Here is a 22,520-nt window from a genome sequence, read left to right as displayed (position 1 = left end):
GGGCTGCACTTCGACCCGGCTCGGAGGAGTTCTCATGTTTCGGCGCGGCGACACGACGGATCGTGCACCGGGGTGCCCGGGTTCTCCCGGGCACCCGTGGCGCGCCGGAGTTGCAGCGGTCGAACACGGGTTCGATACTGGGCGCATGGCGGAGGCGCTGAGATCGGACACCGTGGCGCACCTGCGGGCGCGCATCGCGGCGATGCAGGCGACCGGGCTCGGGGCCCGCACCCTGCCGACCGATCCGGCGGTCGCGCCGCTGCTGCCCGGCGGGGCGCTGCGCGCCGGGGTCGCCTACGCGGTCCCGGACTCCCTCGTCCTCGCGATGCTGCTGCTCGCCGGGCCCTCCGCGGCCGGCGGCTGGACCGCGGTGGTCGGCGTTCCCGAGTTCGGCGTGGAGGCCGCGGCGGCGCTCGGGGTCGCCCTCGACCGCCTGGTGCTCGTGCCCGAGCCCGGCGAGCACTGGCTCGCGGTGACCGCGCAGATCGCCGAGGTGGTGCCCGTCGTGCTCGTGCGCCCGCCCGCCGCCGGCGCCTCCGCCGGGGAGACCGCCCGACTCGCCTCCCGGCTGCGGCAGCGCGGGTCGACCCTGCTGGTCGCGGGGGCCTGGGGCGGTGCGGAGGCGGTGCTGCGCGTCGAGGGCGGCGCCTGGATCGGCCTCGGCGCCGGCAGCGGGTACCTGGCCGGCCGGCGCCTGCACGTCCGGGTCACCGCGCGGGAGATCACGACGCGGCACGAGATCGAGGTCGGCGACGGGTTCCGCCTGGACGGGCCGTCGCAGCCCGCACGCCGGCTCGAGGCGGTGCCGCGGCTGGAGCGGGCCGGATGACCGAGCGCAGCCTGGTCGTCTGGTGCCCCGACTGGCCGGTCCGCGCGGCCGCCGGCGAGGCGGGGCTCGACCCCGACTCGCCCATCGCCCTGATCGAGCACGGGCTGGTGCACGCGTGCTCCTCTGCGGCCCGGGCCGCCGGCGTGCAGCGGGGGCTGAAGCTGCGGGAGGCCCAGTCGCGCTGCGCGGCCGTCGTCGTGCTGCTGCTGCACCCCGTCGTCGACGCGCGCCGCTTCGAGCCCGTGCTCACGGCGCTCGAGGCGGGGATCCCGACCGTGCAGGTCGTCCGGCCGGGCCTCGTCGCGATCCGCGCGGCGGGCACGGACTGCTTCTACGGCGGGGAGCGGCAGGCGGCGGAGCAGGCGATCGCCCTCGTGGCCGGCGCCGGGGTCCCGGACGTGCGGGTCGGCGTCGCCGACGGCCCGGTCACCGCCGAGCAGGCGGCGCGCAGCACCGGGCGGGCCGAGCCCGTGCGGATCGTGCCGCCCGGCGCCGCAGCCGGCTTCCTCGCACCGCTGCCGGTCGCCCTGCTCGGGCTGCCCGAGCTCGGCGCGGTGCTCGCGAAGCTCGGCGTGCGCACCCTCGGCGCGTTCGCGGCCCTCGACGAGGCGTCCGTGCGCGGCCGCTTCGGGCCCGAGGGCGAGGCGGCGCACCGGGTCGCGGCCGGGCTCGACCCGAGGCGCGTCGTGGCTCGGGTCGTGCCCGCCGACCGCGACCGGCGCATCCGGTTCGAGCCGCCGCTCGAGCGCGTCGACCAGATCGCGTTCGCCCTGAAGCGCACCGCGGAGGACTTCGTCGCAGCGCTCGCCGCCGACCTCGCCGTGTGCACCGCCCTCGCCGTCGAGCTGTCCGACGACCGCGGCGGCACCCACCGGCGGACCTGGCTGCACCCGCGCTCCTTCACCCCGCTCGACGTCGTCGACCGGGTGCGCTGGCAGCTCACCGGGGCCGGGCTCACCGGCGCCGTGACCGAGGTGCTGCTGCACCCGGAGGCCGGCGACGCCGCCGCCGACCACGAGCAGGGGCTGTGGGGCGGCGGCCCCGACGAGCGGATCCACCACGCCCTGTCCCGGGTGCAGAGCATGCTCGGGCACGAGGCGGTGCTCACCGCCGCGATCGGCGGCGGCCGCCTGCTGTCGGACCGGCGGGTGCTGGCGCCGTGGGGCGAGGCGCACGCGCCGGCCCGCGCGGCCGACCGCCCGTGGCCCGGGCGCCTGCCGGGCTTCGTGCCGGCCGCGGTGCTCGACGACCGGCCGACCGTCCACGTCCTCGACCCCGCGGGCCGACCGGTCGACGTCGACGAGCGCGGCGCGCTGTCCGCTCCCCCCGCGGCCCTGACCGACCCCGCCGGGCGCACCGGGAGGGTCGACGGCTGGGCGGGGCCGTGGCCGATCGACGAGCGCTGGTGGGACGACGCCGGCGTCCGCCTCCACCGCCTCCAGGCGACGACGGAGGACGGCGCCGCCTGGCTGCTCGCCCACGACGGCCGCGACTGGTGGGCCGAGGCGCAGTACTAGTCCTTTTCGGAGCGGCCGTGCCGCGACCGCTTCGCGGCCCCGTCACGGACGCTGCGGCTCCGCTGCGCTGCGCCGCGGTCCTTCGGCGGCATCGGCCGCCGGGGCGCTCCCGCGCCCTCCTCGCTTCTCGGAGCCCCCGCGCCCCACCGGGTCGCTTCGCTCCCGGCTCTCGCCCCGCCAGCCCCCACCGCTGGTCGAGCCTGTCGAGACCCCGACCCGCTGCACCTCCGCAGGGCCGCGGATCAGCCGGCGGCTGCGGCGGCGGTGCGGAGGTCGGCGACCAGGGCCGCGTACGCCTCGTCATAGCCGGGGTCGCGCTGCATCCGCAGCACCGCGGAGGGGTGCGCGGTCAGCAGCGACTTCGCGTCCGAGTCCGCGATCGCGCCCTCAAGCACCCGCCCGCGCTCCGCACCGATCCGCACCGCCCGGCCGAACAGGGCGCGCCCCGCGGTCGCACCGAGCGCCACCACGATGCCGGGCGACAGCTCGCCGAGCTCGGCGTGCAGCCACGGGCGGCAGGCCGTGATGTGCACCGTCTCGGGCGTCTTGTGGATCCGCCGCGCGCCCCGCTGCTCGAAGCGGAAGTGCTTGACCGCGTTCGTCCGGTACACCGTCGCGGGATCGATCCCGGCGTCCTTCACGGCCTGCACCAGCAGCGTGCCGGCGGGTCCGACGAAGGGCATGCCGCGGCGGTCCTCCTGGTCGCCGGGCTGCTCGCCGACCAGCACCATCGTCGCGGACGGCGGCCCGGCCGAGAAGACGACCTGCTCCGCGGGCTCCCAGAGCTCGCAGCCGCGGCAGCCCTTCGCCGCCTCGCGCAGCGCGGGGATGCCCGCGCCCTCCGGCACCCACTGCTGCGCCCCCGGGCGCTCGACCTCCGCCATGGGCTCACCGTAGCCAGCCGCGGCTCGAAGCCGCCGGACCCTCCAGGAGACGAGGGCGCGGGCCCTCCGGCGATGCTGTTCGATCAGGAGCAGCCCGGCCGCTTGTTCCTGTCGTACTCGTGTTCGATACTGGCGGCATGGGCTACAGCAACCCGCCGATCCCGTGGTCGGAGTTCGAGCGGCGCCTCTCCGACGCGCGCCGCCCGAGCGACCGGCCGCTGGACGCGGACGGCGGCGACAGCCCGGCCTGGTCGCTGAAGCGGCACCCCTACCGGCCCGGCACCCCGCCGCCGGTGCACGAATCCGAGGTCGTGCCCTACGCGGAGCTGCACGCGCACAGCCACTTCAGCTTCCTCGACGGGGCGTCAGCCCCGGAGGAGCTGCTGGAGGAGGCGAGCCGGCTCGGGCTCGACGCGCTGGCGCTGACCGACCACGACGGCTTCTACGGCTCCGTCCGGCTGGCCGAGGCGGCGGAGCAGCACCCCGTCCGCACGGTCTTCGGCGCCGAGCTGTCCCTGGGGCTCGGGGCGCCGCAGAACGGGGTGCCCGACCCCGAGGGCTCCCACCTGCTGCTGCTCGCCCGCGGCGCGGAGGGCTACCACGCGATGGCCGGGGTGATCACGGAGGCGCAGCTGGCGGCGGAGGCGGAGAAGGGGCGGCCCCGGTACGACGAGGGCCGGGTCGTGGAGCGGCTGGCGGGGCGGGTGATCGCGCTGACCGGCTGCCGCAAGGGGCGGGTGCGGCAGGCGCTCCGCACGCCGGCCGGCCTGGACCCCGAGGCGGCGGGGCGGCAGCTCGACCTGCTGGTCGACGCGTTCGGCCGGGACGGGGTGGTCGTCGAGCTGTTCGACACCGGCGACCCGCTCGACGGACCGGCGAACGACGCGCTCTTCGCGCTGGCGCGGCAGCGGCGCCTCCGCGCGGTCGCGACGACGAACGCGCACGTCGCCTCGCCGGAGGGCCGCCGCCTCGCGACGGCGATGGCCGCCGTCCGCGCGCGGCGCAGCCTGGACGAGATGGACGGCTGGCTGCCCGCCTCCGTGCCCCACCTGCGCAGCGGCGCGGAGCAGCGCGCCCGCTTCGCCCGCCACCCGGGCGCCGTCGAGACGACCCTCGAGGTCGCCGCCGAGACGGCCTTCGCACTCCGCAGCCTCAGGCCCGGCCTGCCGAAGCTGCCGGTGCCCGACGGCCACACGCCGATGTCGTGGCTGCGGAAGCTGGTGCTGGACGCGATCCCCGTGAAGTACCCGCGCGCCCGCCCGGAGCACCTGGCGCGCATCGACCGCGAGCTGGCGGTGATCGAGGAGAAGGACTTCCCCGGCTACTTCCTGATCGTGCACGGCATCGTCGACTTCGCCCGGTCCCGCGGCATCCTCTGCCAGGGCCGCGGCTCGGCCGCGAACTCCGCGGTCTGCTACCTGCTCGGCATCACCGCCGTCGACTCGATCAAGTTCGACCTGCCGTTCGAGCGCTTCCTCTCCTCCCTGCGGGACGAGGAGCCGGACATCGACGTCGACTTCGACAGCGACCGGCGGGAGGAGGTGATCCAGCACGTCTACGAGGTGTACGGGCGCCGCAACGCGGCCCAGGTCGCGAACGTGATCACCTACCGGCCGAAGAACGCGGTGCGCGACATGGCGAAGGCGCTCGGCGCCTCCCCGGGCCAGCAGGACGCGTGGAGCCGCCAGGTCGAGCGGTGGGGCGCCGTGACCTCCAGCACCGACCACGACATCCCCGGCCAGGTGGTCGAGCTGGCGGAGCAGGTGCTGCGCGCCCCGCGGCACCTCGGCATCCACTCCGGCGGCATGGTGCTGACCGACCGGCCCGTCGGCGACGTGGTGCCGATCGAGCACGCCCGCATGGAGGGGCGCACGGTGCTGCAGTGGGACAAGGACGACTGCGCGTACATGGGGCTCGTGAAGTTCGACCTGCTCGGCCTCGGCATGCTCGCCGCGCTGCAGTACGCGTTCGACCTCGCGGCCGAGCACACGGGCGAGCGGTGGACGCTCGAGTCAATCCCGAAGGAGGAGCCGGGCGTCTACGACCAGCTGTGCCGCGCCGACGCGGTCGGGGTCTTCCAGGTGGAGTCGCGGGCGCAGCTCGGGCTGCTGCCCCGCTTCCTGCCGCGCCGGTTCTACGACCTGGCGATCGAGGTGGCGCTGATCCGGCCCGGACCGATCCAGGGCGGCGCCGTGCACCCGATCGTGCGCCGCCGCAGCGGCGAGGAGCCGGTGACGTACCTGCACCCGCTGCTCGAGCCGGTGCTGGCCCGCACGCTCGGGGTGCCGATCTTCCAGGAGCAGCTGATGCAGATCGCGATGGCGGTCGGCGGCTGCACGGGCGAGGACGCGGACCTGCTGCGGCGGGCGATGGGCAGCAAGCGCGGGATCGAGCGGATCGAGTCGCTCAGGGAGAAGCTGTACGCGGGGATGGCGGGCAACGGCATCACGGGCGACGCGGCCGACGAGATCTACAAGAAGATCCAGGCGTTCGCGAGCTTCGGCTTCGCGGAGAGCCACTCGCTGTCGTTCGCGCTGCTGGTCTACGCCTCCACGTGGATGCGGCTGCACTACCCGGGCGTCTTCCTCGCGGCGCTGCTGCGGGCGCAGCCGATGGGCTTCTACTCCCCCGCGTCGCTCACGGCGGACGCCCGCCGGCACGGCGTCGTCGTCCGTCGGCCCGACATCAACCTCTCCCTCGCCGACGCGACCCTCGAGCCGATCGCGACCGGGTCCCGGGACACGAGCGCAGCGAACCCACCCGCTGGTCGAGGTGCGAGCGCAGCGAACCTCGAGACCACCCCCGCCCGCGGCCGCCCCGAGTGCCTGGAGGAGGAGCAGCCGGAGGTGCCGCCGGTGTTCGACCCGGCCGCCCCCGACCACCGCGTGCACCGGCGCGACGGCGACCACGCGGTCCGCCTCGGGCTCGCCGCGATCACCGGCATCGGCGCGAGGCTCGCGGCGCGCGTCGTCGCGGAGCGCACCGCGCACGGGCCCTACCGCGACATCCGCGACCTCACCCGCCGGATCGGGCTGACCGCCCCGCAGACCGAGGCGCTCGCGACCGCCGGCGCGTTCGAGGGCTTCGGGATGACGGTCCGGGAGGCGCTGTGGGCGGCGGGACCCGCGTCGGAGGAGCGGCCGGACACGCTGCCGCACACCTCGATCGTCGTGCAGCCGCCGCTGCTGCCGGAGTCCACGGGCATGGACCGGGTCGCCGCGGACCTGTGGGCGACCGGGATCTCGCCGGACTCCCACCCCGTCGCGCACGTGCGCGGCGACCTGACGCGGCGCGGCGTGCTGAGCGGGGCCGCGCTGCGCAGCGCGGAGTCGGGCCGACGGGTCGAGATCGGCGGGGTCGTGACGCACCGGCAGCGGCCCGCGACCGCCTCTGGGATCACCTTCCTCAACATCGAGGACGAGACCGGGATGATCAACGTGATCGCCTCGGTCGGGGTGTGGCAGCGCTACCGCCGGGTCGCCCGAGAGGCGCCCGCGATGATCGTGCGGGGCATCCTCGAGCGCTCCCCCGAGGGCGTGATCAACGTCGTCGCCGACCGCTTCGAACCGCTGCCGATCGGCGCCCGCCACGTCTCCCGAGACTTCCGCTGACCACGCGTCTTCCATCTTGTAGGCGGATCTCGGACCGCCGGCGAGATCCGCCTACAAGATGAAGGCATGGAGATCCGGGAGCCGAGACCCGAGGACGCCGAGGCGCTCGGGCGCATGCACCACGCGTCGTGGCGCGAGGCGTACAGCCCCCTGCTGCCCGCGGAGTTCTGGGACCACGCCACCGAGCAGGGCTGGGTCGAGCGGTGGACGGCGAACCTCGCCGAGCCCGCCGACGGCGGCGTGGCGAGCAGGATCGCGGTCCGCGACGGCACGGTGCTCGGCTTCGCGTCGGCCGGGCCCGCACGCCCGAACGCCTCGGCGGGCGAGCCCGCGCGCGACCGCGAGCTGTGGGCGCTGTACGTCCGCGCCTCGGAGTACGGGTCGGGGCTCGCGAGCCTGCTGCTCGACGCGGTCCTGCCGCCCGGCCCCGCCGAGCTCTGGGTGTTCGAGGCGAATCCCCGGGCCCGCGGCTTCTACGCGAAGCACGGCTTCGCCCCCGACGGCGCCCGCCACGTCTTCGGCCCCGACCTCGGGAGCCAGCCCGAGATCCGCATGGTCCGCTGATTCCGTTTCGAAGGTGATCCGGCGGCGCCGGATCACCTTCGAAACGGAATCAGCCGGCGATCGCGTCGAGCTCGGCGACCGCGTCGGGCGGCAGCTCGAGCGAGCCCGCGGCGACGTTCTCGCGCAGGTGCGCGACCGATGACGTCCCCGGGATCAGCAGCACGTTCGGCGACCGCTGCAGCAGCCACGCCTGCGCGACCTGCATCGGCGTCGCGCCGAGATCGGCGGCGACGCGGTCGAGCGCGTCGGACCGCAGCGGGCTGAAGCCGCCGAGAGGGAAGTACGGCACGTAGGCGATCTCGTCGTCGGCGAGCTGCGACACCAGGTCGTCGTCGCCGCGGCTCCCCAGGTTGTAGACGTTCTGCACGCAGACGACCGGGGCGATCGTGCGCGCCTCGGCGATCTGCTGCGCGTCGACGGCGCTGACCCCGAGGTGGCGGATCAGGCCCTCCTGCTGCAGGTCGGCGAGCGCCTCGAACCGCTCGGCGATCGATCCCGGCTCGCTCGTGACCCGGTCGGCGGCGGTGCGGTTGCGGAGGTTCACCACGTCGAGCATGTCCACACCGAGGGTGCGGAGGTTCTCGTGGACCTGCTCCCGCAGCTGCTCCGGTCGATCGGCGTTCGGCCAGCCGCCGCGCGCCGTGCGCACGACGCCGACCTTCGTCGCGATGACGAGGTCCTCGGGGTACGGCGACAGCGCCTCCCGGATCAGCTCGTTCGCGACGTGGGGGCCGTAGAAGTCCGCGGTGTCGATGTGCCGCACGCCGAGCTCGACGGCGGTCCGGAGCACGGCGAGCGCCTCGTCGCGATCCTTCGGCGGCCCGAGCACGCCGTCGCCGGGCAGCCGCATCGCGCCGAGGCCGACCCGCGGCACACGCCGGTCGCCGAGCAGCCAGCCGTCGGTCCGCTCGTCCGTCATGGGCACAGCCTGCCCCGGCTCGCTTGGAAGGCCCGTCAGATCCCGGCGGCGTTGAAGGCGAGCCCGAGCGCGTAGGTCACCGCTGCGGCGCCGAACCCGATCGCGAGCTGCCGGCCTGCGCGCTTCACCATCGACGCGCCCGACAGCAGCCCGACCACGGCCCCGGTGCCGATCAGCGCGATGCCGACGAGCACGCAGGCGACGGCGACCGCGATTCCTCCGGAAAGGCCGAGCAGGTAGGGCACGATCGGCACCAGCGCACCCGTGGCGAAGAACCCGAAGCTCGAGGCGGCGACACCGATCGGGGTGCCCACGGCCTCCACGTCGACGTCGAGCGACGGCAGCGTCGGCCGCTCCCGCTCCCGCTCCCCGAGCACGAGCGCCGCCTGCGCCGCTGCCTCGTCCTCGTCCATGCCGCGCGCCCGGAAGACCAGCGCGACCTCGTTCGCGTCGAGGTCGATCCGCGTGAGCGCGCGGCCCGACTCCGGGGACGGGCGGGACGCCTCGAGCAGCTCGCGCTGCGACGAGACGCTGACGTACTCCCCGGCCCCCATCGACAGCGCACCGGCGAGCAGCCCGGCGACGCCCGTCGCCAGCACGAGACCGTTCCCCGCACCCGCCGCCCCGACCCCGAGCACGAGCGCGAGGTTGCTCACGAGGCCGTCGTTCGCGCCGAAGACGGCCGCGCGGAAGGTGCCGGAGATCCGGGCGCGGCCGCGCATGGCGAGCGATCGCACGACCTCCTCGTGGATGCGCTCGTCGGCGGCCATCCGGCTCGTGGCGTCGCGGTCCTCCTCGTAGGGGGATCCGGCCTCGGCGCGCTGCAGCAGCGCGAGCACGAACACCGAGCCGAAGCGGCGTGCGAGCAGGCCGAGCACGCGGGTGCGCAGCCCGACCCGGGTCGGACGATCCCCCTCGGGTCCGAGCAGGTCCAGCCAGTGCTGCTCGTGGCGGCGCTCCGCCTCGGCGAGCTCGAGGAGGATCTCGCGGTCGGCGCCGGTGCGCCGGGTCGCGAGGTCCCGGTAGACGGCGGCCTCGGCGCGCTCGTCGGCGAGGTAGCCGCGCCAGCGGCGGATCTGCTCGCGGCTCGGGGACGTCACTCCGTCAAGTCTTCCGCATGCGTGACGAGGTCGCCCACCGGCACCGGCAGCGGGACGCGGAAGAAGCGGCGGGGGTTCTGCAGGGCAGCGGGCGTCGGCAGCGCGCGGCGCTGCACGGCGAGCCCGGTGAACTCCGCCGCGACGGCGGTGTAGCCGGTGCCGTCGATCGTGGCGGGAGCGGCGGGGCCGGCGACCTCGGCCAGGTGCACGCGCCGGGCGTCGTCCTCCGCGGAGACGCCGAGCACCACCCCGGGCACCAGCTCGTCCTCGAACGACCGCAGCTGCGTCCGCCACGCCGCGGTCGCGCCGCGCGGGCCCGCGTCCGGCAGCCCAAGCATCCCGATCGCCCGCCACGGCTCGAGGAAGGGCACCCGCAGCACCCACAGCTCGTGCGCGTCCTCCGCCTCGTGCGTCCCGACGCCCTCCGGCCACACGTAGTCGAGTCCGAGCGGCGTGCCCGGGAAGCGCGGCAGGTAGAACCCGGGGTCCTTCGCGATCAGCTTGGAGCGGTGGCTCTCGTGCACGGCGAAGTCCCCGAGCCAGTCCGGCATGAGCCCCTCGACGGCGAGCCGCTGCTGCGAGCGCCCCGCGACCTCGGGCGCGAACTCGAGCAGCTGCTCGCGCACCGCGTCCGCGTTGCCGCGCTCGCGCCACTCGTCGACGACGGCGAGACCGTAGGCGGTCAGGGCAGGCACGTGTCCGCGCCACATGGTGACCGCCGGGTGCCGCTGCCAGCCGTACGTCGGCAGCACGAGCGCGCGGAGGATCTGCAGCGTCTCGACGCGCTGCTTGCCGAGCCGCGCGGAATCGAGGGAGGCCGCGCTCTCGGCGAAGTCGGCGGAGGGCAGGAAGGTCTGCATGGCCGGACCGACCCTACTTGCGCCCCGGTCAGGTCCCCTCGGAGCGACCGGCCCGCCAGTAGCCCATGAAGGCGACCGAGCGGCGGTCGACGCCGAGCTCGCCGACGAGCACGCGACGCAGCGCCTTGATGACGCCGGCCTCGCCCGCGAGCCAGGCGTAGAGGGGCGCCTGCGCGTCCGCCGGCGCCGCCTCGCCCGGGACCTCCCAGAGCATCCCCTCGGCGGAGTCGATGTCGACGTCCTCGGGCTCGACGCCGGGGTGCGGCGTGGTGAGCGCCGAGGCGGCGACGCGCACGGCGTCGAGCAGGCGCGAGCCCACCCGGGCGTCGCCGCGCTCGAGCACGGTCACCGTCACCCCCGGGTGGGCGGGCAGCTGCGCCGCGTCGGCCGCGTGGGGCACCTCGAGCAGGACCCGTCCGGTGATCTCCGAGGGCAGCCCGCCCAGGATGCGGGCGATGGCGGGCAGCGCCGTCTCGTCGCCCGCGACGAGCACCGATCGTGCGGCGGCGGGCAGGCGGAAGTCGACGCCCCCGGCGCCGCCCGGGCAGCCGCGGTTCGGCCCGAGCAGCACCACCTCGTCGCCCTCGGCGCACCCCGCGGCGAAGCGGCCGGCCGGCCCGCACGGCTCGTGCAGCACGAGGTCGACGTCGACCTCCCGCGCCTCCGGGCGCACCGCTCGGGTCGTGTAGGTCCGCACGACCGGCCGCCGCTCGTCGGGCAGCGCGCGCCAGGCGGCGTACCAGTCGGCGGCGAAGGGCATCGCGTCGAGGCTGCCGTCGGCGGCAGGGAGGATCAGCTTGATGCGCTGGTCCAGTCCTGGATCGGCGAAGCGGTCGAGCGTGGGGCCGGCGAAGGTGATCCGCATGAAGCCCTCGGAGACGCGGAGGCGGCGCGCCACCCGCACCCGGTGCAGCAGGAACGGCTGCTGCGGGTCCTGGGTGTCGACGCTGGACGGCGCGACGAGGGTCATGCAGGTAAGGCTAACCTCACCTGCTCCAGCTGGCGAGCGTCAGCCGTTGATCCGCTTGCGCAGCAGCGCGATCCGCGCCTCCAGCTGCTCCGGGCTCGCCTGCGCGACCGCCGGCCCGCCGCAGGTGCGGCGCAGCTCGCTGTGGATGGCGCCGTGCGGGGCGTTCGTGCGGTGGGACCAGAGCCCGACGAGGTCGTTCAGCAGCTGCCGCTGCTCCTTGATCCGTCGGTGCAGCGGGATGTCCGCGAGCGGCGCGGGGGCCGGTGCCGCGACCGGCGCCTTCTTCCCGCGGCGCTGCTGCTTCGCCTGGCGGTGCTGCAGCAGGTCCCGCACCTGGTCGGGCTCGAGCAGCCCGGGCAGCCCGAGGAAGTCGAGCTCCTCCTCGCTGCCGACCTCCGCCTCGAAGCCGAACTCGCCGCCGTCGTAGAGCACGCGGTCAAAGGCGGCGTCGCTGCCGAGCGCCTGGAAGGCACCGAGGGCCGTCATCGCCTCCGACGCCTTCTCCGAGCGGTTCGCCGCGTCGAGCGCCGCGTCGTCGAGCCCGGAGGCCATCGGGTCGCCCGCCTCGGCCTCCGGCCGGTCGAGGGCGTGGTCCCGCTCGAGCTCGAGCTGCTCCGCGAGCTTCAGCAGCACCGGCACGTTCGGCAGGAAGACCGACGCGGTCTCGCCGCGCTTCCGCGCCCGCACGAAGCGCCCGATCGCCTGCGCGAAGAACAGCGGGGTGGAGGCGTTCGTCGCGTAGACCCCGACCGACAGGCGCGGCACGTCGACGCCCTCCGAGACCATCCGCACGGCGACGAGCCAGCGGTCGGTGCCGGCGGAGAACGCGGCGATCCGGTCGCTCGCCTCCTTCTCGTCCGAGAGCACGACGGTCGCCGCCTGCCCGGTCAGCTCCTTCAGCTGCTTCGCGTAGGCACGCGCGACGGTCTTGTCCGAGGCGATCACGAGGCCGCCGGCGTCCGGGACGTGACGCCGCACCTCGGTGAGCCGCTGGTCGGCGGCCTTCAAGACGGCGGGGATCCACTCGCCCTCCGGCGACAGCGCCGTCCGCCAGGCCTGGGCCGTGATGTCCTTCGTCAGCGGCTCGCCGAGGCGGGCGCTGACCTCGTCGCCGGCGCTGGTGCGCCAGCGCATCGCGCCGGAGTAGACCATGAACAGCACGGGGCGGACGACGCCGTCCTCGAGCGCGCGGCGGTAGCCGTAGGCGTAGTCCGTGAGCGACGTCCGGATGCCGTGCTGGTCGGGGGCGTACTCGACGAAGGGGATCGCGGCGGTGTCGCTGCGGAACGGGGTGCCCGACAGGGACAGCCGGCGGGTCGCGCCGCCGAAGGCCTCGCGCATCGCGTCGCCCCAGGAGAGGGCGTCGCCGCCGTGGTGCACCTCGTCGAGGATCACCAGGGTGCGCGCTCCCTCGGTGAGCCGCTTGTGCACGGCCGCGTCGACCCCGACCTGGGCGTAGGTCAGCGCGGCGCCGTGCCAGTGCTTGCCGAGCCAGCCGTCGGAGTTCCGGAAGACCGGGTTCAGGTGGATCGCGACGCGCTCGGCCGACTCGGCCCACTGCCGCTTGAGGTGGTCGGTCGGCGCGACGACGGTGACGCGGTCGACCTCGCCGCGCGCGAGCAGCTCCTTCGCGAGGCGCAGGGCGAAGGTGGTCTTGCCGGCGCCGGGGGTGGCGGCGACGAGGAAGTCGCGCGGCTCGCGCTCGAAGTAGGCGGCGAGCGCCTCCTCCTGCCAGCGCCGCAGCTTGGGGCCCGTGCCGCGGGCGGCGCGGTCGGGGAAGGCGGGCGACAGCGCGGCCGCCTGCTGTGCCCCGGGCGCCGCGTCGAAGAGGTGGGTGCTCATGCGGTCGTCCACGCTAACCGCCGCCTCCCCGGCACGCCGAGCGCCCCGCCCACCGGGCGCGCCGCCGCGCCCCTGAATCCACCGGTCGAGGTGCGACGCCTCCGCCGGTCGAGGTGCGACGAAGGAGCCTCGAGACCACCCGGCCCGCGGACAGCCCTCAGCGACCGCAGGAGGATCATGGAGCGGTGATGCAGCACCCCTGGCACCGGTTCGTCGCGATCGGCGACTCCTTCACCGAGGGCTACGGCGACCCGGACCCCGCCAGCCCCGGCGGCCTGCGCGGCTGGGCGGACCGCGTGGCCGACGTGCTCGGCGCCACGACGGACGGCTTCTCGTACGCGAACCTCGCGGTGCGCGGCCGCCTCCTCGAGCGGATCCTCGACGAGCAGGTCGAGCCCGCCCTCGCGCTCCAGCCCGACCTGATCACGATCTCGGCGGGCGGCAACGACGTGATCCGGCCCGGCGCGGACCCCGACCGCCTCGCGGCCCGCCTCGACGAGGGCATGGCGCGGCTCGCGGGCTCCGGGGCGACGGTCGTGCTCTTCACGGGCGTCGACGTCGCCTTCTCCCCCGTCTTCCGGCACATCCGCGGGCGGGTCGCGGTCTACAACGAGCTGCTTCGCGGCATCGCCGCCCGGCACGGCGCGCTCGTGGCGGACCAGTGGAGCCTGAAGGCGATCCAGCGCGCGGACCTGTGGTGCGCGGACCGGCTGCACCTGAACGCGTTCGGGCACCACGAGGTCGCGCGGATGGTCCTCGCGACGCTCGGGGTGGACAACGACCTGCAGCCGTCCTCCCCCGCACCGCTGCCGCCGCGCACCTGGCGGGAGGCGAGGGCCGAGGACCTCGTCTGGACGCGCCAGCACCTGATGCCGTGGGTCGGCCGCCGCATCCGCGGCGTCTCCTCGGGCGACCACGTGCCGCCGAAGCGCCCCGGCTTCTGAGCGGCGCTCAGCGCACGGGGTGGGTGAGCCGCCACCAGACGGGCGCGGCGAGCACGTCGCGGTCGAGCACGAGCGGCACCGACACGGTCCGCTTCCCGACCGAGTAGGTCACCGACCCCACCCGCTCGCCCTTCCGGCCGCCGGTGATCCGCTTCACGTCCGCGTGCCGCTCGACGCGCACCCGCCCCCATACGAGCATCGACTCCGAGCGCTTCGGCACCGCATGGGCGACCCCGCCCCAGTGCATGCGATAGGTCGCGAAGGACTCCCCCCTCGTCGTCAGCTCGACGTCGTGCAGGCCCTTCCGCACGCTCCGCAGCAGCGCCGGGACCTTCGCGTCGAGCTCCGGGTGCGTCCTCGCGCCGAGGATCACCCCGACCAGCTGCACCGTGCGGGAGCCGACCGTCACGTCGGCGCTGAACAGCAGGTTCGCGCCGGTCGTGTACGTGCCCGTCTTGATGCCGTCGATCCCGTCGTCGCCGAGCAGCTCGTTCGTGTTCTCGAGCCCGCCGACGTTCGGCTCCTGCGCGGACGGCTTCCGGACGATCGACGCCACGACGGGGTCGGCGAGCGCGAGCCGCCCCAGCTCGACGAGGTCCGCGGGGGTGCTCCTGTTGTCCTCGTCCAGGCCGTTCGCGTCGAACACCGTCGTGTCGTCGAGGTGGTGCTGCCCGAGCCAGGCGCGCGCCGCCTTCAGGTACGCCCCCTCCGAGCCGTAGGCCCACACCGCGAGCGAGGTGGCGTAGTTGTTCGCCGACGGGATCAGCATCGTCTCCAGCGCGGCGCGCTCGCTGGTGCGCCAGCCCGCCCGCACCTCCTGCCACGACCCGTTACGGGCGATGACGTCGGAGAGGATCGACACGTCGCGCTGCGTGAACGTGATGGTCGGGCCCTGCTCCTTCGGCCCGAGCGGCTTCGCCTCGAGCACGACGAGCGCCGTGACGATCTTCGTGATGCTCGCCATCGTCCGCGGGCGCTGCGGCCCGGACTTCGCGAGCAGTCCCGGCAGCCCGACCGCGCCGATGCCGGCGGAGCCGAAGGAGGGCAGCGCGGGATCGGCCGCCCGCGTGTCCTCCAGCTCCGCCGCCGACACGTGCGCGACCGCGGCCGGCACGGGCGAGACGATGGCGACGGGCACGCCGACCCCGACGACCAGGATGAACACGCCGAGCACGGCGGCGACCGCCCTGCGGAGCCCGTAGCGAGGGGTCTCCGTCCGCGGCACGCGGCGAGTGTAGAGGCGGCGCCGCGACCACCCCCGTCCGGGGGGCGGGGTGTCGTCAGCGGACGCGGACGCTCCACATGGCGACCGCGGCGGCCGCCGCGACGTTCAACGAGTCGACGCCGTGCGCCATGGGGATCGTGACCACGGTGTCGGCGACCGCCAGCGCGGCACGGCTCAGCCCGTCGCCCTCCGCGCCGAGCACGAGCGCGAGCCGATCCGGCGGGTCGGCGGCGAGCGCGTCGAGGTCGACCGCGTCGTCCGCGAGGGCGAGCGCCGCGACGCGGAAGCCGGCCTCCCGCAGCAGGGGCCCGGCCTCGCGCCACCCCGGCAGCCGCGTCCACGGCACCTGCAGCACCGTCCCCATGCTGACGCGGACGCTGCGGCGGTACAGCGGGTCCGCGCACCGGGGCGTGACGAGCACCGCGTCGGCCCCGAGCGCCGCGGCGCTGCGGAAGACCGAGCCGACGTTCGTGTGGTCCACGACGTCCTCCAGCACGACCACCCGGCGCGCGCCGGCGAGCAGCGCGGCCGGGTCGGGCAGCGGGGGCCGGTGCATGGACGCCAGCGCGCCGCGGTGCAGGTGGAACCCGGTCAGCGCCTCGAGCACGCGGTCCTCCCCGACGTGCACGGGCACGTCCGGGAATCCGGCGAGCAGCGGCTCGAGCACCGGCAGCCACTCCGCCCGGGTCAGCACCGCCCGCGGCGCGTGCCCGGCGGCGATCGCGCGCTCGATGACCTTCGTCGACTCGGCGAGGTACAGACCGCCGGCGGGTTCGAGCAGGCGGCGCAGCGCGACGTCGGTCAGCCGCGTGAAGTCCTTCAGCTCCGGCGCGTCGAGGCCGTGCTCGTCGAGGGGCAGCACCCGCATCGTCCGCTCCTCCCGCTCGTGCGACCGTCGGTACGATTCCAGACCATGGGCGGGGAGGCGGCCGCGGTGCGCACCACCACCGCGATCGACGAGGCGGTGGACCTGCTCGCGGGTCGGATCGCGGTGCTGACCGGCGCGGGCATCAGCACGGACTCCGGCATCCCCGACTACCGGGGGCAGGGCGCGCCGAAGCGCTCGCCGATGACGATCCAGCAGTTCCGGTCCGCGGAGTCGTTCCGCCAGCGCTACTGGGCCGGCAGCTACCTCGGCTGGGCGCGCTTCACCGCGGCCCGGCCGAACGCCGGGCACCGCGCGCTCGCGGAGCTGGAGCAGGCGGGCCGCGTCCTCGGCGTCGTCACGCAGAACGTCGACGGGCTGCACGGCCGCGCCGGCAGCCGGCACGTGGTCGAGGTGCACGGCTCCGTCGACCGGGTCGTCTGCCTCGTCTGCGGCCAGCTGTTCGCCCGAGCCTCGATCGCCGAGCGCATCGAGGCGGACAACGCCTGGTTCACCGCGGGCTCGTCGGTGACGCTGAACCCGGACGGCGACGCGGACGTCGGCGACGTCTCCGCGTTCGTCGTCCCCGACTGCTCGGTGTGCGGCGGGATGCTGAAGCCGGAGGTCGTGTTCTTCGGCGAGTTCGTGCCGCGGGAGCGCTTCGTGGAGGCCGCAGCGGTCGTCGAGCGTGCCGACGCCCTGCTGGTGGCGGGCTCCTCGCTCGCCGTGAACAGCGGCATCCGGCTGATCGAGCGGGCCCGCCGCAAGCGGATCCCGATCGTCGTGGTGAACCGCGGCTCGACGAAGGCGGACCGCACCGCGACGCTGAAGCTCGACGCGGGCACGAGCGAGACGCTGACGGCGCTCCAGGACCGGCTGCTCGCGTCGTGATCGCGCTCGACCCCGACTCCCCCGTGCCGCCGTTCGAGCAGGCGCGGGCGCAGCTCGCGGAGCGGATCCGCTCCGGCGACCTCGCCGCGGGCTCCCGCCTGCCGACGGTGCGACGGCTCGCGGAGGACCTCGGGCTCGCCGTGAACACCGTGGCGCGCACCTACCGCGAGCTCGAGGCGGAGGGGCTCGTCGAGACGCGCGGTCGCGCCGGCACCGTCGTGGCCTGGTCGCCCGACGAGGGCGAGCGGCGCCTGCAGCAGGCCGCGGCGGACTTCGCCGAGCGCGCACGGGCCCTCGGGGTCGCGCCCGCCGACGCCCGCCGGGCGGTCGACCGGGCGCTCGGCACCGGCTGAGCGCCCGCTGCCGAGGGACTCGTGCGGCCGTCAGGTGCAGTTGCGGCGCCCCGTGCGGCCGCATCTGCACCTGAGGACCGCAGGAGTCCGGCCGGGCGCGCCGGTAGGCTGCTGCGGCCCTTCCGACCCGGGCCGACTGGAGCCGCGTGACCGACCTCGTCCTCGTGCGCCACGGCGAGACCGAGTGGAACCGCACGGGTCGCGTGCAGGGCCGCACGGACATCCCCCTGAACGACACCGGCCGGGCGCAGGCGCGGGAGGCGGGCCGCAGGCTCGCCGACGACGCGTTCGACGCCGTGGTGGCGAGCCCGCTGAGCCGCGCCGCCGAGACGGCCCGCATCATCGCCCGCGAGATCGGCGCGAGCGACGACGTCGAGCTCGTCGACGCGCTCGTCGAGCGGGACTACGGCGACGCGGAGGGCATGACCGGGGCTGAGATCGACGCCGCCTTCGCCGGGCACCTGCTCGCCCGCGAGTCCCGCGAGCAGACCGTCGAGCGGGTGCTCCCCGCGCTCCTCGACCTGGCCCGCCGCCACCCCGGCCAGCGGGTGCTGGTGGTGTCGCACGGCGGCGTCATCGGCTCGCTGGTGCGGCACGCGACCCGGTGGGCGTGGCCCGAGCACGGGGTCCGGATCGAGAACGGCAGCGACCACGTGTTCCGGGTCGAGGACGGCGTGCTCACGCTCGTCAGCTCCGCCGGCCGGGCCTGGAGCGACGCGCTCCTGCCGTCCGAGGAGCCGGTCCGCACCGCCGACTGACCTGCTCCGGTCAGCGGCGGCGGGCGGCGACCCGCTCGAGGACGGGCAGGAGCCGGCGCGCGGAGGCGTCCCACCCGTACCGCCCCGCCTGCTCGAGCGAGGCGGCCGAGCGGCGGGCCCACTCCTCCGGATCCTCGAGCCCCGCGATCGCGGCGGCGAAGGCGCCGGCGTCGCCCGCGGGGGCGAACAGCGCGGCCGCGCCCCCGACCTCGCGGAAGATGGGCACGTCCGTCAGCACGACCGGCACGCCCCGCGCCATCGCCTCGACGACCGGCAGCCCGAAGCCCTCGTCCCGGGACGCGCTGACGAGCGCCGTGGCGCGGTCGAGCAGCGCGGCGTACTCCGCCTCGTCGACGCCGTCGTGGAACACGAGCCGGGCCCCGGCGGCGTGCTGCTCGAGCGCCGCCCGCTCCCCGGCGCCGATCCGGCTGGCGAGGTGCAGCGTCCAGCCGGGCAGCAGCGCCGCCGCGCGCACCAGGGTCGGGACGTCCTTGTAGGCGATGAAGGCGCCCATGTAGACGATGGAGCGCTCCCGGGGGCCGGGAGCGGCCGCCGCCATCGGCGGGGCGTCGGCGGCGTTCGGCACCACCGTCACCCGCCCGCGGAACAGCCGGTGCTCGCGGATCTCCCCCTCCACCGTCGCCGAGACGGTCACGACCTCGTCGGCACGGCGCAGCAGCAGCCGCTGCGGCAGGTAGGACAGGTACAGCAGCCGCCACCCGAGCCGGACCCACCAGGAGAACTCGGCGGGCGGGGTGCGATGGCGGTAGTAGATGAGGTCGTGCAGCGTCAGCACGAGCCCGTACCGGCGGCCGATCGAGCCGGAGGTCTGCAGCGGGCAGAAGACGACGTCGGGTCGCAGCCGGTTCACGGCGCGCGGGATCCACGGCTCGCCGAGACGGGTGGGCGGCGCGATCCGGTGCCAGGGCAGGTCGGGCAGCAGCCGCAGCTGCCGCTCGTCGTCGATCAGCATCGTCAGGGGCACGAGCCGGCCGAGCGCGGCGGTGATCCCGGCGCTGTACCGGCTGATGCCGTCGTGCCGGCCGTCGCGCCGGACGTACCGGCAGTCGACGACGAGCCTCACGAGGCCGGGATCCCGGCGAAGGCCGCCACCTCGCGCGCCGCCTGCTCGGGCGTCTCGTAGTGGATCAGGTGCCCGACGTCCCGGATCACGGCGATCGTCGCGTCGGGCAGCGCGGCGGCGAGCGCCTGGACGTCGGCGAGCGCGGTGATGTCGTCGTGCTCCCCCGCGATCAGGTGCACCGGCAGGGTCAGGGCGTCGCGCCACTCGGACACGTCGTGGGTGACGGACGCCGTGTAGGCCTCGAGCACGACGCGGCGGCTCGCGTAGCCGGAGAAGTAGCGGTCGTGCTGGTCGTGGATCCAGCGTCGGAGCGCCCGGTCCTTGGTCTTGGCCAGGAAGGCGCCGGCGCCGCGGACGATCGCCGGGTGGTCGAGCAGCGCGCGGCCGGGTCGCTCCGGCAGCCGCTCGCCGATCGCGTAGTACAGGGAGGCGAGCCGCGTCCCGACCGCGTTCGGGCCCGCGAGCGCGGGGGCGGCGATGGGGTTCACGAGGATGGCCCGGGCGGCGGGCAGCCCGTCCGCGAGCGCCTTCGCGACGACGATCGAGCCGAACGAGTGCCCGAGGACGACGGTCTCCGGGCCAAGCCCGACCTCGGCGGCGAAGCGGGCCAGCCAGGCCGCGTACCCGTCGATGGAGTGCGTGCCGGGCAGCGGCTCGGAGGCGCCGAACCCCGGCAGGTCCGGGGCCACGACGTGGGCGCCCGGCAGGAACGCCACGACCGGCTCGAGGCCGTGGTGGTCGCCGCGGAAGCCGTGGACGAGCAGCAGGGCCGGGCCCTCCCCCGGCAGGCCGTACTCCCACCAGGAGGCGCGGACGCCGTCCACCGCCGTCTCGTGCTGGACGACCGGCGTGCGGGTGAGACGCGCCGCGTAGGGCGAGGGGACGATCTTCATCGCGGCCGAGTCTAGGAACCGGCCGCTGTCGCACCCCCGCGGCACCCTGGCGGCATGAGGCTCGACCGGCTGCGCGACGTGGCGGTGCCCGTGCTGCTCGGCGCCACGGCCGGGCTGCTCGCGCACGGCGTCCGACGGCTGTCGGAGGGGCGCCCTAACGTGCGGCGCGTGACGGACGTGGGGGCGGACGCCGTGCTCTTCGAGCTCGAGGAGCTGGTGGAGGAGGTGGCGCCGGCGCCCGGCTGGGCGGCGGCGCTGGGGGTCTTCGACCTCGAGACGACCGGGGTGGACACGGGCACGGCCCGGATCGTGACGGCGCATGTAGGAGTGCTCGACGAGTTCGGGCAGGTCGTCGAGCGCCACGAGTGGATCGTCGACCCCGGGGTCGACATCCCGGACGCGGCGACCGCGGTGCACGGCGTCTCGACCGAGCGCGCCAGGCGCTTCGGCCGCCCGCCCGGCGAGGTGGTGCCGGAGATCCTCGCGGTGATCCGCAGCGTCTTCGCGCGCGGGTTCCCGCTCGTCGTCTACAACGCGCCGTACGACCTGACCCTGCTCACGGCCGAGGCGCGGCGCCACGGGGTCGAGCCGCTCTCCACCGCGGCGCCCGTCGTGGACCCGCTCGTCATCGACAAGGCGCTGGACCGCTACCGGAAGGGCAAGCGGACGCTGTCGGCGACCTCGGCGGCGTACGGGGTCGCGCTGACGGACGCGCACGACGCGGGCGCCGACGCGATCGCGGCGGGACGCGTGGCGCAGGCGATGGCCCGGCGCTTCGGCCCGGAGCTCTCGATGTCGGCGGCCGACCTCCACGAGGCGCAGATCGGGTGGTGCGCCGAGCAGGCGGAGCGATTCCAGACCTACATGCGCGAGAAGCGCGACCCCTCGTTCACCACGAGCGGCGCCTGGCCCCACCGCTGACGCATCCGTCGATCGGAGCCGAGTGCCCCGCCCGCGGATGGAGCCGGTCGGGATGGGCCCCGGACGACGAAGGGCCCCGGTCGACGACCGGGGCCCTTCGGACGAACGCTCGGGTCAGCGACCGAAGTTCTTGAAGCGCTGGTTGAACTTCTCGACGCGGCCGGCGCTGTCGAGGATGCGCTGCTTGCCCGTGTAGAAGGGGTGCGACGCGGACGAGATCTCGACGTCGATGACCGGGTAGGTCTCGCCGTCCAGCTCGATCGTCTTGCCGCTGCCGGCCGTCGACCTCGTGAGGAACGTCTCGCCGCTGGCGAGGTCGCGGAAGACGACGGGGCGGTACTCGGGGTGGATGCCGGACTTCATGGCGTTGGACCTCTTCGGATCGAGAACGAGTCGGTGGCCGGGCGGAGCCGCGGCGGAGGGCCGCCTGGCGGCCGACCGTCGATGCTACCAGAGCGACGCAGCAGTGGCCGGGGCGCTCCGCCCGTCGAGCTCGAGGCGGCAGCACCGACCCCGACAGCAGGAACGACGACGTCCAGCAGGAACCAGCAGCCCCGCTCCTCCTGCTGACGGTGACCGTTCCTGCTGACGGACTCCGCCTCCGCCGCCGAGAGCCCGCCGCAGCGCAGCGGAGGCGAAGCACGCGGGACGGGGCCGGCGAAGCCGGTCGCGGGCCGCGCGCTCCGGGAAGGAGGAGCTCAGACCTCGACGACTGCGCGGGCGGCGTAGCGGCCGTCGCGCTCGGTGATCTCCACCGGCAGCCCGAACGTCTCCTCGATGCGCTCGGCCGTGATCGTCTCGGCGATCGGGCCCGCGGCGACGACGGCACCGCGGCGCAGCAGCAGCGCATGCGTGAAGCCGACCGGGATCTCCTCGACGTGGTGGGTGACCATCACCATGCCGGGCGCGGCCGGCGCGCTTGCGTACCCGCCGAGCAGCTGCAGCAGCTCCTCGCGCGCGCCGAGGTCGAGGCTCGCCGCCGGCTCGTCGAGCAGCAGCAGCTCCGGGTCCGTCATCACGGAGCGCGCGATCTGCACCCGCTTCTGCTCGCCGTCCGACAGGTCGCCGAAGCGGCGGTCGGTCAGGTGGTCGAGGCGCCACTCGGCGAGCACCCGGTTCGCGCGCCGCAGGTCGATGTCCTCGTACTGCTCGCTCCAGCGCCCCGTCACGGAGTACGCCGCCGTCAGCACCACGTCGAGCACGGTCTCCGACGCGGGGATCCGCCGCGCCATGGCGCTCGAGGCGAAGCCGATGCGCGGCCGCACCTCGAACACGTCGACGCGGCCGATCTCGGCCTCGAGCACCGTCACGGTGCCGCGGCTCGGGTGGGTCTGCGCGGCCGCGAGCTGCAGCAGCGAGGTCTTGCCCGCGCCGTTCGGCCCGAGGATCACCCAGCGCTCGGCGCTGTCCACCGCCCACGACACGTGGTCGAGGATCGTGGTGCCGTTCCTGGTGAGCGAGACGTCGTCGAACTGCAGCACCACAGGCAT

At 75.3% G+C, this 22,520-nt stretch carries 21 protein-coding genes; 9 read left to right on the top strand and 12 right to left on the bottom strand.

The annotated features are described in order from the left end of the window. The first annotated feature begins 145 nt into the window (after positions 1–145). Positions 146–829 carry a hypothetical protein gene (locus ACFSBI_RS05775; protein ID WP_377932939.1) on the top strand — a complete coding sequence of 228 codons (684 nt, stop codon included), beginning with the start codon at positions 146–148 and terminating at the stop codon, positions 827–829. Continuing rightward, the gene (locus ACFSBI_RS05770; protein ID WP_377932938.1) at positions 826–2,346 is read left to right on the top strand and encodes a DNA polymerase Y family protein; all 1,521 of its coding nucleotides are present in this window, start codon (positions 826–828) and stop codon (positions 2,344–2,346) included. Before ACFSBI_RS05775 ends, ACFSBI_RS05770 begins: the two co-directional genes overlap by 4 nt. A 242-nt stretch (positions 2,347–2,588) precedes the next feature. Here ACFSBI_RS05770 and ACFSBI_RS05765 read toward each other — a convergent pair whose 3' ends face one another. After that, positions 2,589–3,230: a UdgX family uracil-DNA binding protein gene (locus tag ACFSBI_RS05765; RefSeq protein ID WP_377932936.1), complete on the bottom strand. Its 642-nt coding sequence runs from the start codon at positions 3,228–3,230 to the stop codon at positions 2,589–2,591. 137 nt (positions 3,231–3,367) lie between these two features. On the opposite strand from ACFSBI_RS05765, the gene ACFSBI_RS05760 reads away from it, so the two are divergent. Together ACFSBI_RS05760 and ACFSBI_RS05755 are read left to right on the top strand one after the other, a co-directional pair. After that, the gene (locus ACFSBI_RS05760) at positions 3,368–6,841 is read left to right on the top strand and encodes an error-prone DNA polymerase (RefSeq protein WP_377932934.1); all 3,474 of its coding nucleotides are present in this window, start codon (positions 3,368–3,370) and stop codon (positions 6,839–6,841) included. 66 nt (positions 6,842–6,907) lie between these two features. Continuing rightward, positions 6,908–7,405: a GNAT family N-acetyltransferase gene (locus tag ACFSBI_RS05755; protein WP_377932933.1), complete on the top strand. Its 498-nt coding sequence runs from the start codon at positions 6,908–6,910 to the stop codon at positions 7,403–7,405. Between the two features lie 49 nt (positions 7,406–7,454). Here ACFSBI_RS05755 and ACFSBI_RS05750 read toward each other — a convergent pair whose 3' ends face one another. From ACFSBI_RS05750 to ACFSBI_RS05730, 5 genes are read right to left on the bottom strand one after another with little or no spacing between them, the layout of a single operon-like run. Beyond that, positions 7,455–8,324, bottom strand: coding sequence for an oxidoreductase (locus tag ACFSBI_RS05750; protein ID WP_377932931.1), 870 nt, complete (start codon positions 8,322–8,324; stop codon positions 7,455–7,457). A gap of 35 nt (positions 8,325–8,359) precedes the next feature. After that, complete coding sequence (locus tag ACFSBI_RS05745) at positions 8,360–9,424, bottom strand: VIT1/CCC1 transporter family protein (protein WP_377932929.1); 1,065 nt, start codon at positions 9,422–9,424, stop codon at positions 8,360–8,362. Then, positions 9,421–10,284, bottom strand: a complete 864-nt coding sequence (locus ACFSBI_RS05740) for an MSMEG_6728 family protein (RefSeq protein WP_377932927.1) — start codon at positions 10,282–10,284, stop codon at positions 9,421–9,423. Before ACFSBI_RS05740 ends, ACFSBI_RS05745 begins: the two co-directional genes overlap by 4 nt. Before the next feature lie 28 nt (positions 10,285–10,312). Continuing rightward, positions 10,313–11,254, bottom strand: a complete 942-nt coding sequence (locus ACFSBI_RS05735; protein ID WP_377932925.1) for a siderophore-interacting protein — start codon at positions 11,252–11,254, stop codon at positions 10,313–10,315. A gap of 39 nt (positions 11,255–11,293) precedes the next feature. Next, entirely contained in the window at positions 11,294–13,096 is a 1,803-nt protein-coding gene (locus ACFSBI_RS05730; protein ID WP_377932923.1) for a DEAD/DEAH box helicase, read from the bottom strand. 188 nt (positions 13,097–13,284) lie between these two features. Here ACFSBI_RS05730 and ACFSBI_RS05725 point away from each other — a divergent pair, with 188 nt between their 5' ends. After that, positions 13,285–14,040 (top strand): SGNH/GDSL hydrolase family protein, encoded by a 756-nt coding sequence (locus tag ACFSBI_RS05725; protein WP_377932979.1) that lies wholly within the window; start codon positions 13,285–13,287, stop codon positions 14,038–14,040. A gap of 7 nt (positions 14,041–14,047) precedes the next feature. Here the strand turns inward: ACFSBI_RS05725 and ACFSBI_RS05720 are convergent, their stop codons facing one another. Together ACFSBI_RS05720 and ACFSBI_RS05715 are read right to left on the bottom strand one after the other, a co-directional pair. Then, on the bottom strand, positions 14,048–15,265 hold the full coding sequence (locus ACFSBI_RS05720) for a D-alanyl-D-alanine carboxypeptidase family protein (RefSeq protein ID WP_377932921.1): 1,218 nt from the start codon (positions 15,263–15,265) through the stop codon (positions 14,048–14,050). Positions 15,266–15,320: 55 nt separating this feature from the next. Then, entirely contained in the window at positions 15,321–16,133 is an 813-nt protein-coding gene (locus ACFSBI_RS05715; protein WP_377932919.1) for a TrmH family RNA methyltransferase, read from the bottom strand. 45 nt (positions 16,134–16,178) lie between these two features. On the opposite strand from ACFSBI_RS05715, the gene ACFSBI_RS05710 reads away from it, so the two are divergent. From ACFSBI_RS05710 to ACFSBI_RS05700, 3 genes are all read left to right on the top strand, one after another. Continuing rightward, positions 16,179–17,021, top strand: coding sequence for an NAD-dependent protein deacetylase (locus tag ACFSBI_RS05710; RefSeq protein WP_377932917.1), 843 nt, complete (start codon positions 16,179–16,181; stop codon positions 17,019–17,021). Then, on the top strand, positions 17,018–17,374 hold the full coding sequence (locus ACFSBI_RS05705) for a GntR family transcriptional regulator (protein WP_377932915.1): 357 nt from the start codon (positions 17,018–17,020) through the stop codon (positions 17,372–17,374). Before ACFSBI_RS05710 ends, ACFSBI_RS05705 begins: the two co-directional genes overlap by 4 nt. A 146-nt stretch (positions 17,375–17,520) precedes the next feature. After that, positions 17,521–18,132: a histidine phosphatase family protein gene (locus tag ACFSBI_RS05700; protein WP_377932913.1), complete on the top strand. Its 612-nt coding sequence runs from the start codon at positions 17,521–17,523 to the stop codon at positions 18,130–18,132. Positions 18,133–18,142: 10 nt separating this feature from the next. On the opposite strand, the gene ACFSBI_RS05695 is transcribed toward ACFSBI_RS05700, so the two are convergent. Continuing rightward, the gene (locus ACFSBI_RS05695) at positions 18,143–19,216 is read right to left on the bottom strand and encodes a glycosyltransferase family 4 protein (protein WP_377932911.1); all 1,074 of its coding nucleotides are present in this window, start codon (positions 19,214–19,216) and stop codon (positions 18,143–18,145) included. Next, a complete protein-coding gene (locus ACFSBI_RS05690; protein ID WP_377932909.1) occupies positions 19,213–20,109 on the bottom strand; it encodes an alpha/beta fold hydrolase in 897 nt (298 codons plus the stop codon). The genes ACFSBI_RS05695 and ACFSBI_RS05690 overlap by 4 nt, the downstream gene beginning before the upstream one ends. A 54-nt stretch (positions 20,110–20,163) precedes the next feature. Between ACFSBI_RS05690 and ACFSBI_RS05685 the strand changes: the two genes are divergently transcribed. Then, positions 20,164–21,030, top strand: coding sequence for an exonuclease domain-containing protein (locus tag ACFSBI_RS05685; protein WP_377932907.1), 867 nt, complete (start codon positions 20,164–20,166; stop codon positions 21,028–21,030). Positions 21,031–21,144: 114 nt separating this feature from the next. Here the strand turns inward: ACFSBI_RS05685 and ACFSBI_RS05680 are convergent, their stop codons facing one another. Next, a complete protein-coding gene (locus ACFSBI_RS05680) occupies positions 21,145–21,393 on the bottom strand; it encodes a type B 50S ribosomal protein L31 (RefSeq protein WP_377932905.1) in 249 nt (82 codons plus the stop codon). Positions 21,394–21,728: 335 nt separating this feature from the next. After that, a complete protein-coding gene (locus ACFSBI_RS05675; RefSeq protein WP_377932903.1) occupies positions 21,729–22,520 on the bottom strand; it encodes an ABC transporter ATP-binding protein in 792 nt (263 codons plus the stop codon).

The sequence above is a fragment of the Amnibacterium endophyticum genome (genome assembly GCF_042680685.1).
GTDB classification, from domain to species: domain Bacteria; phylum Actinomycetota; class Actinomycetes; order Actinomycetales; family Microbacteriaceae; genus Amnibacterium; species Amnibacterium endophyticum.
Note: the sequence above shows the minus strand (reverse complement) of the source record. Positions and strands in the feature narration are given on the sequence as shown.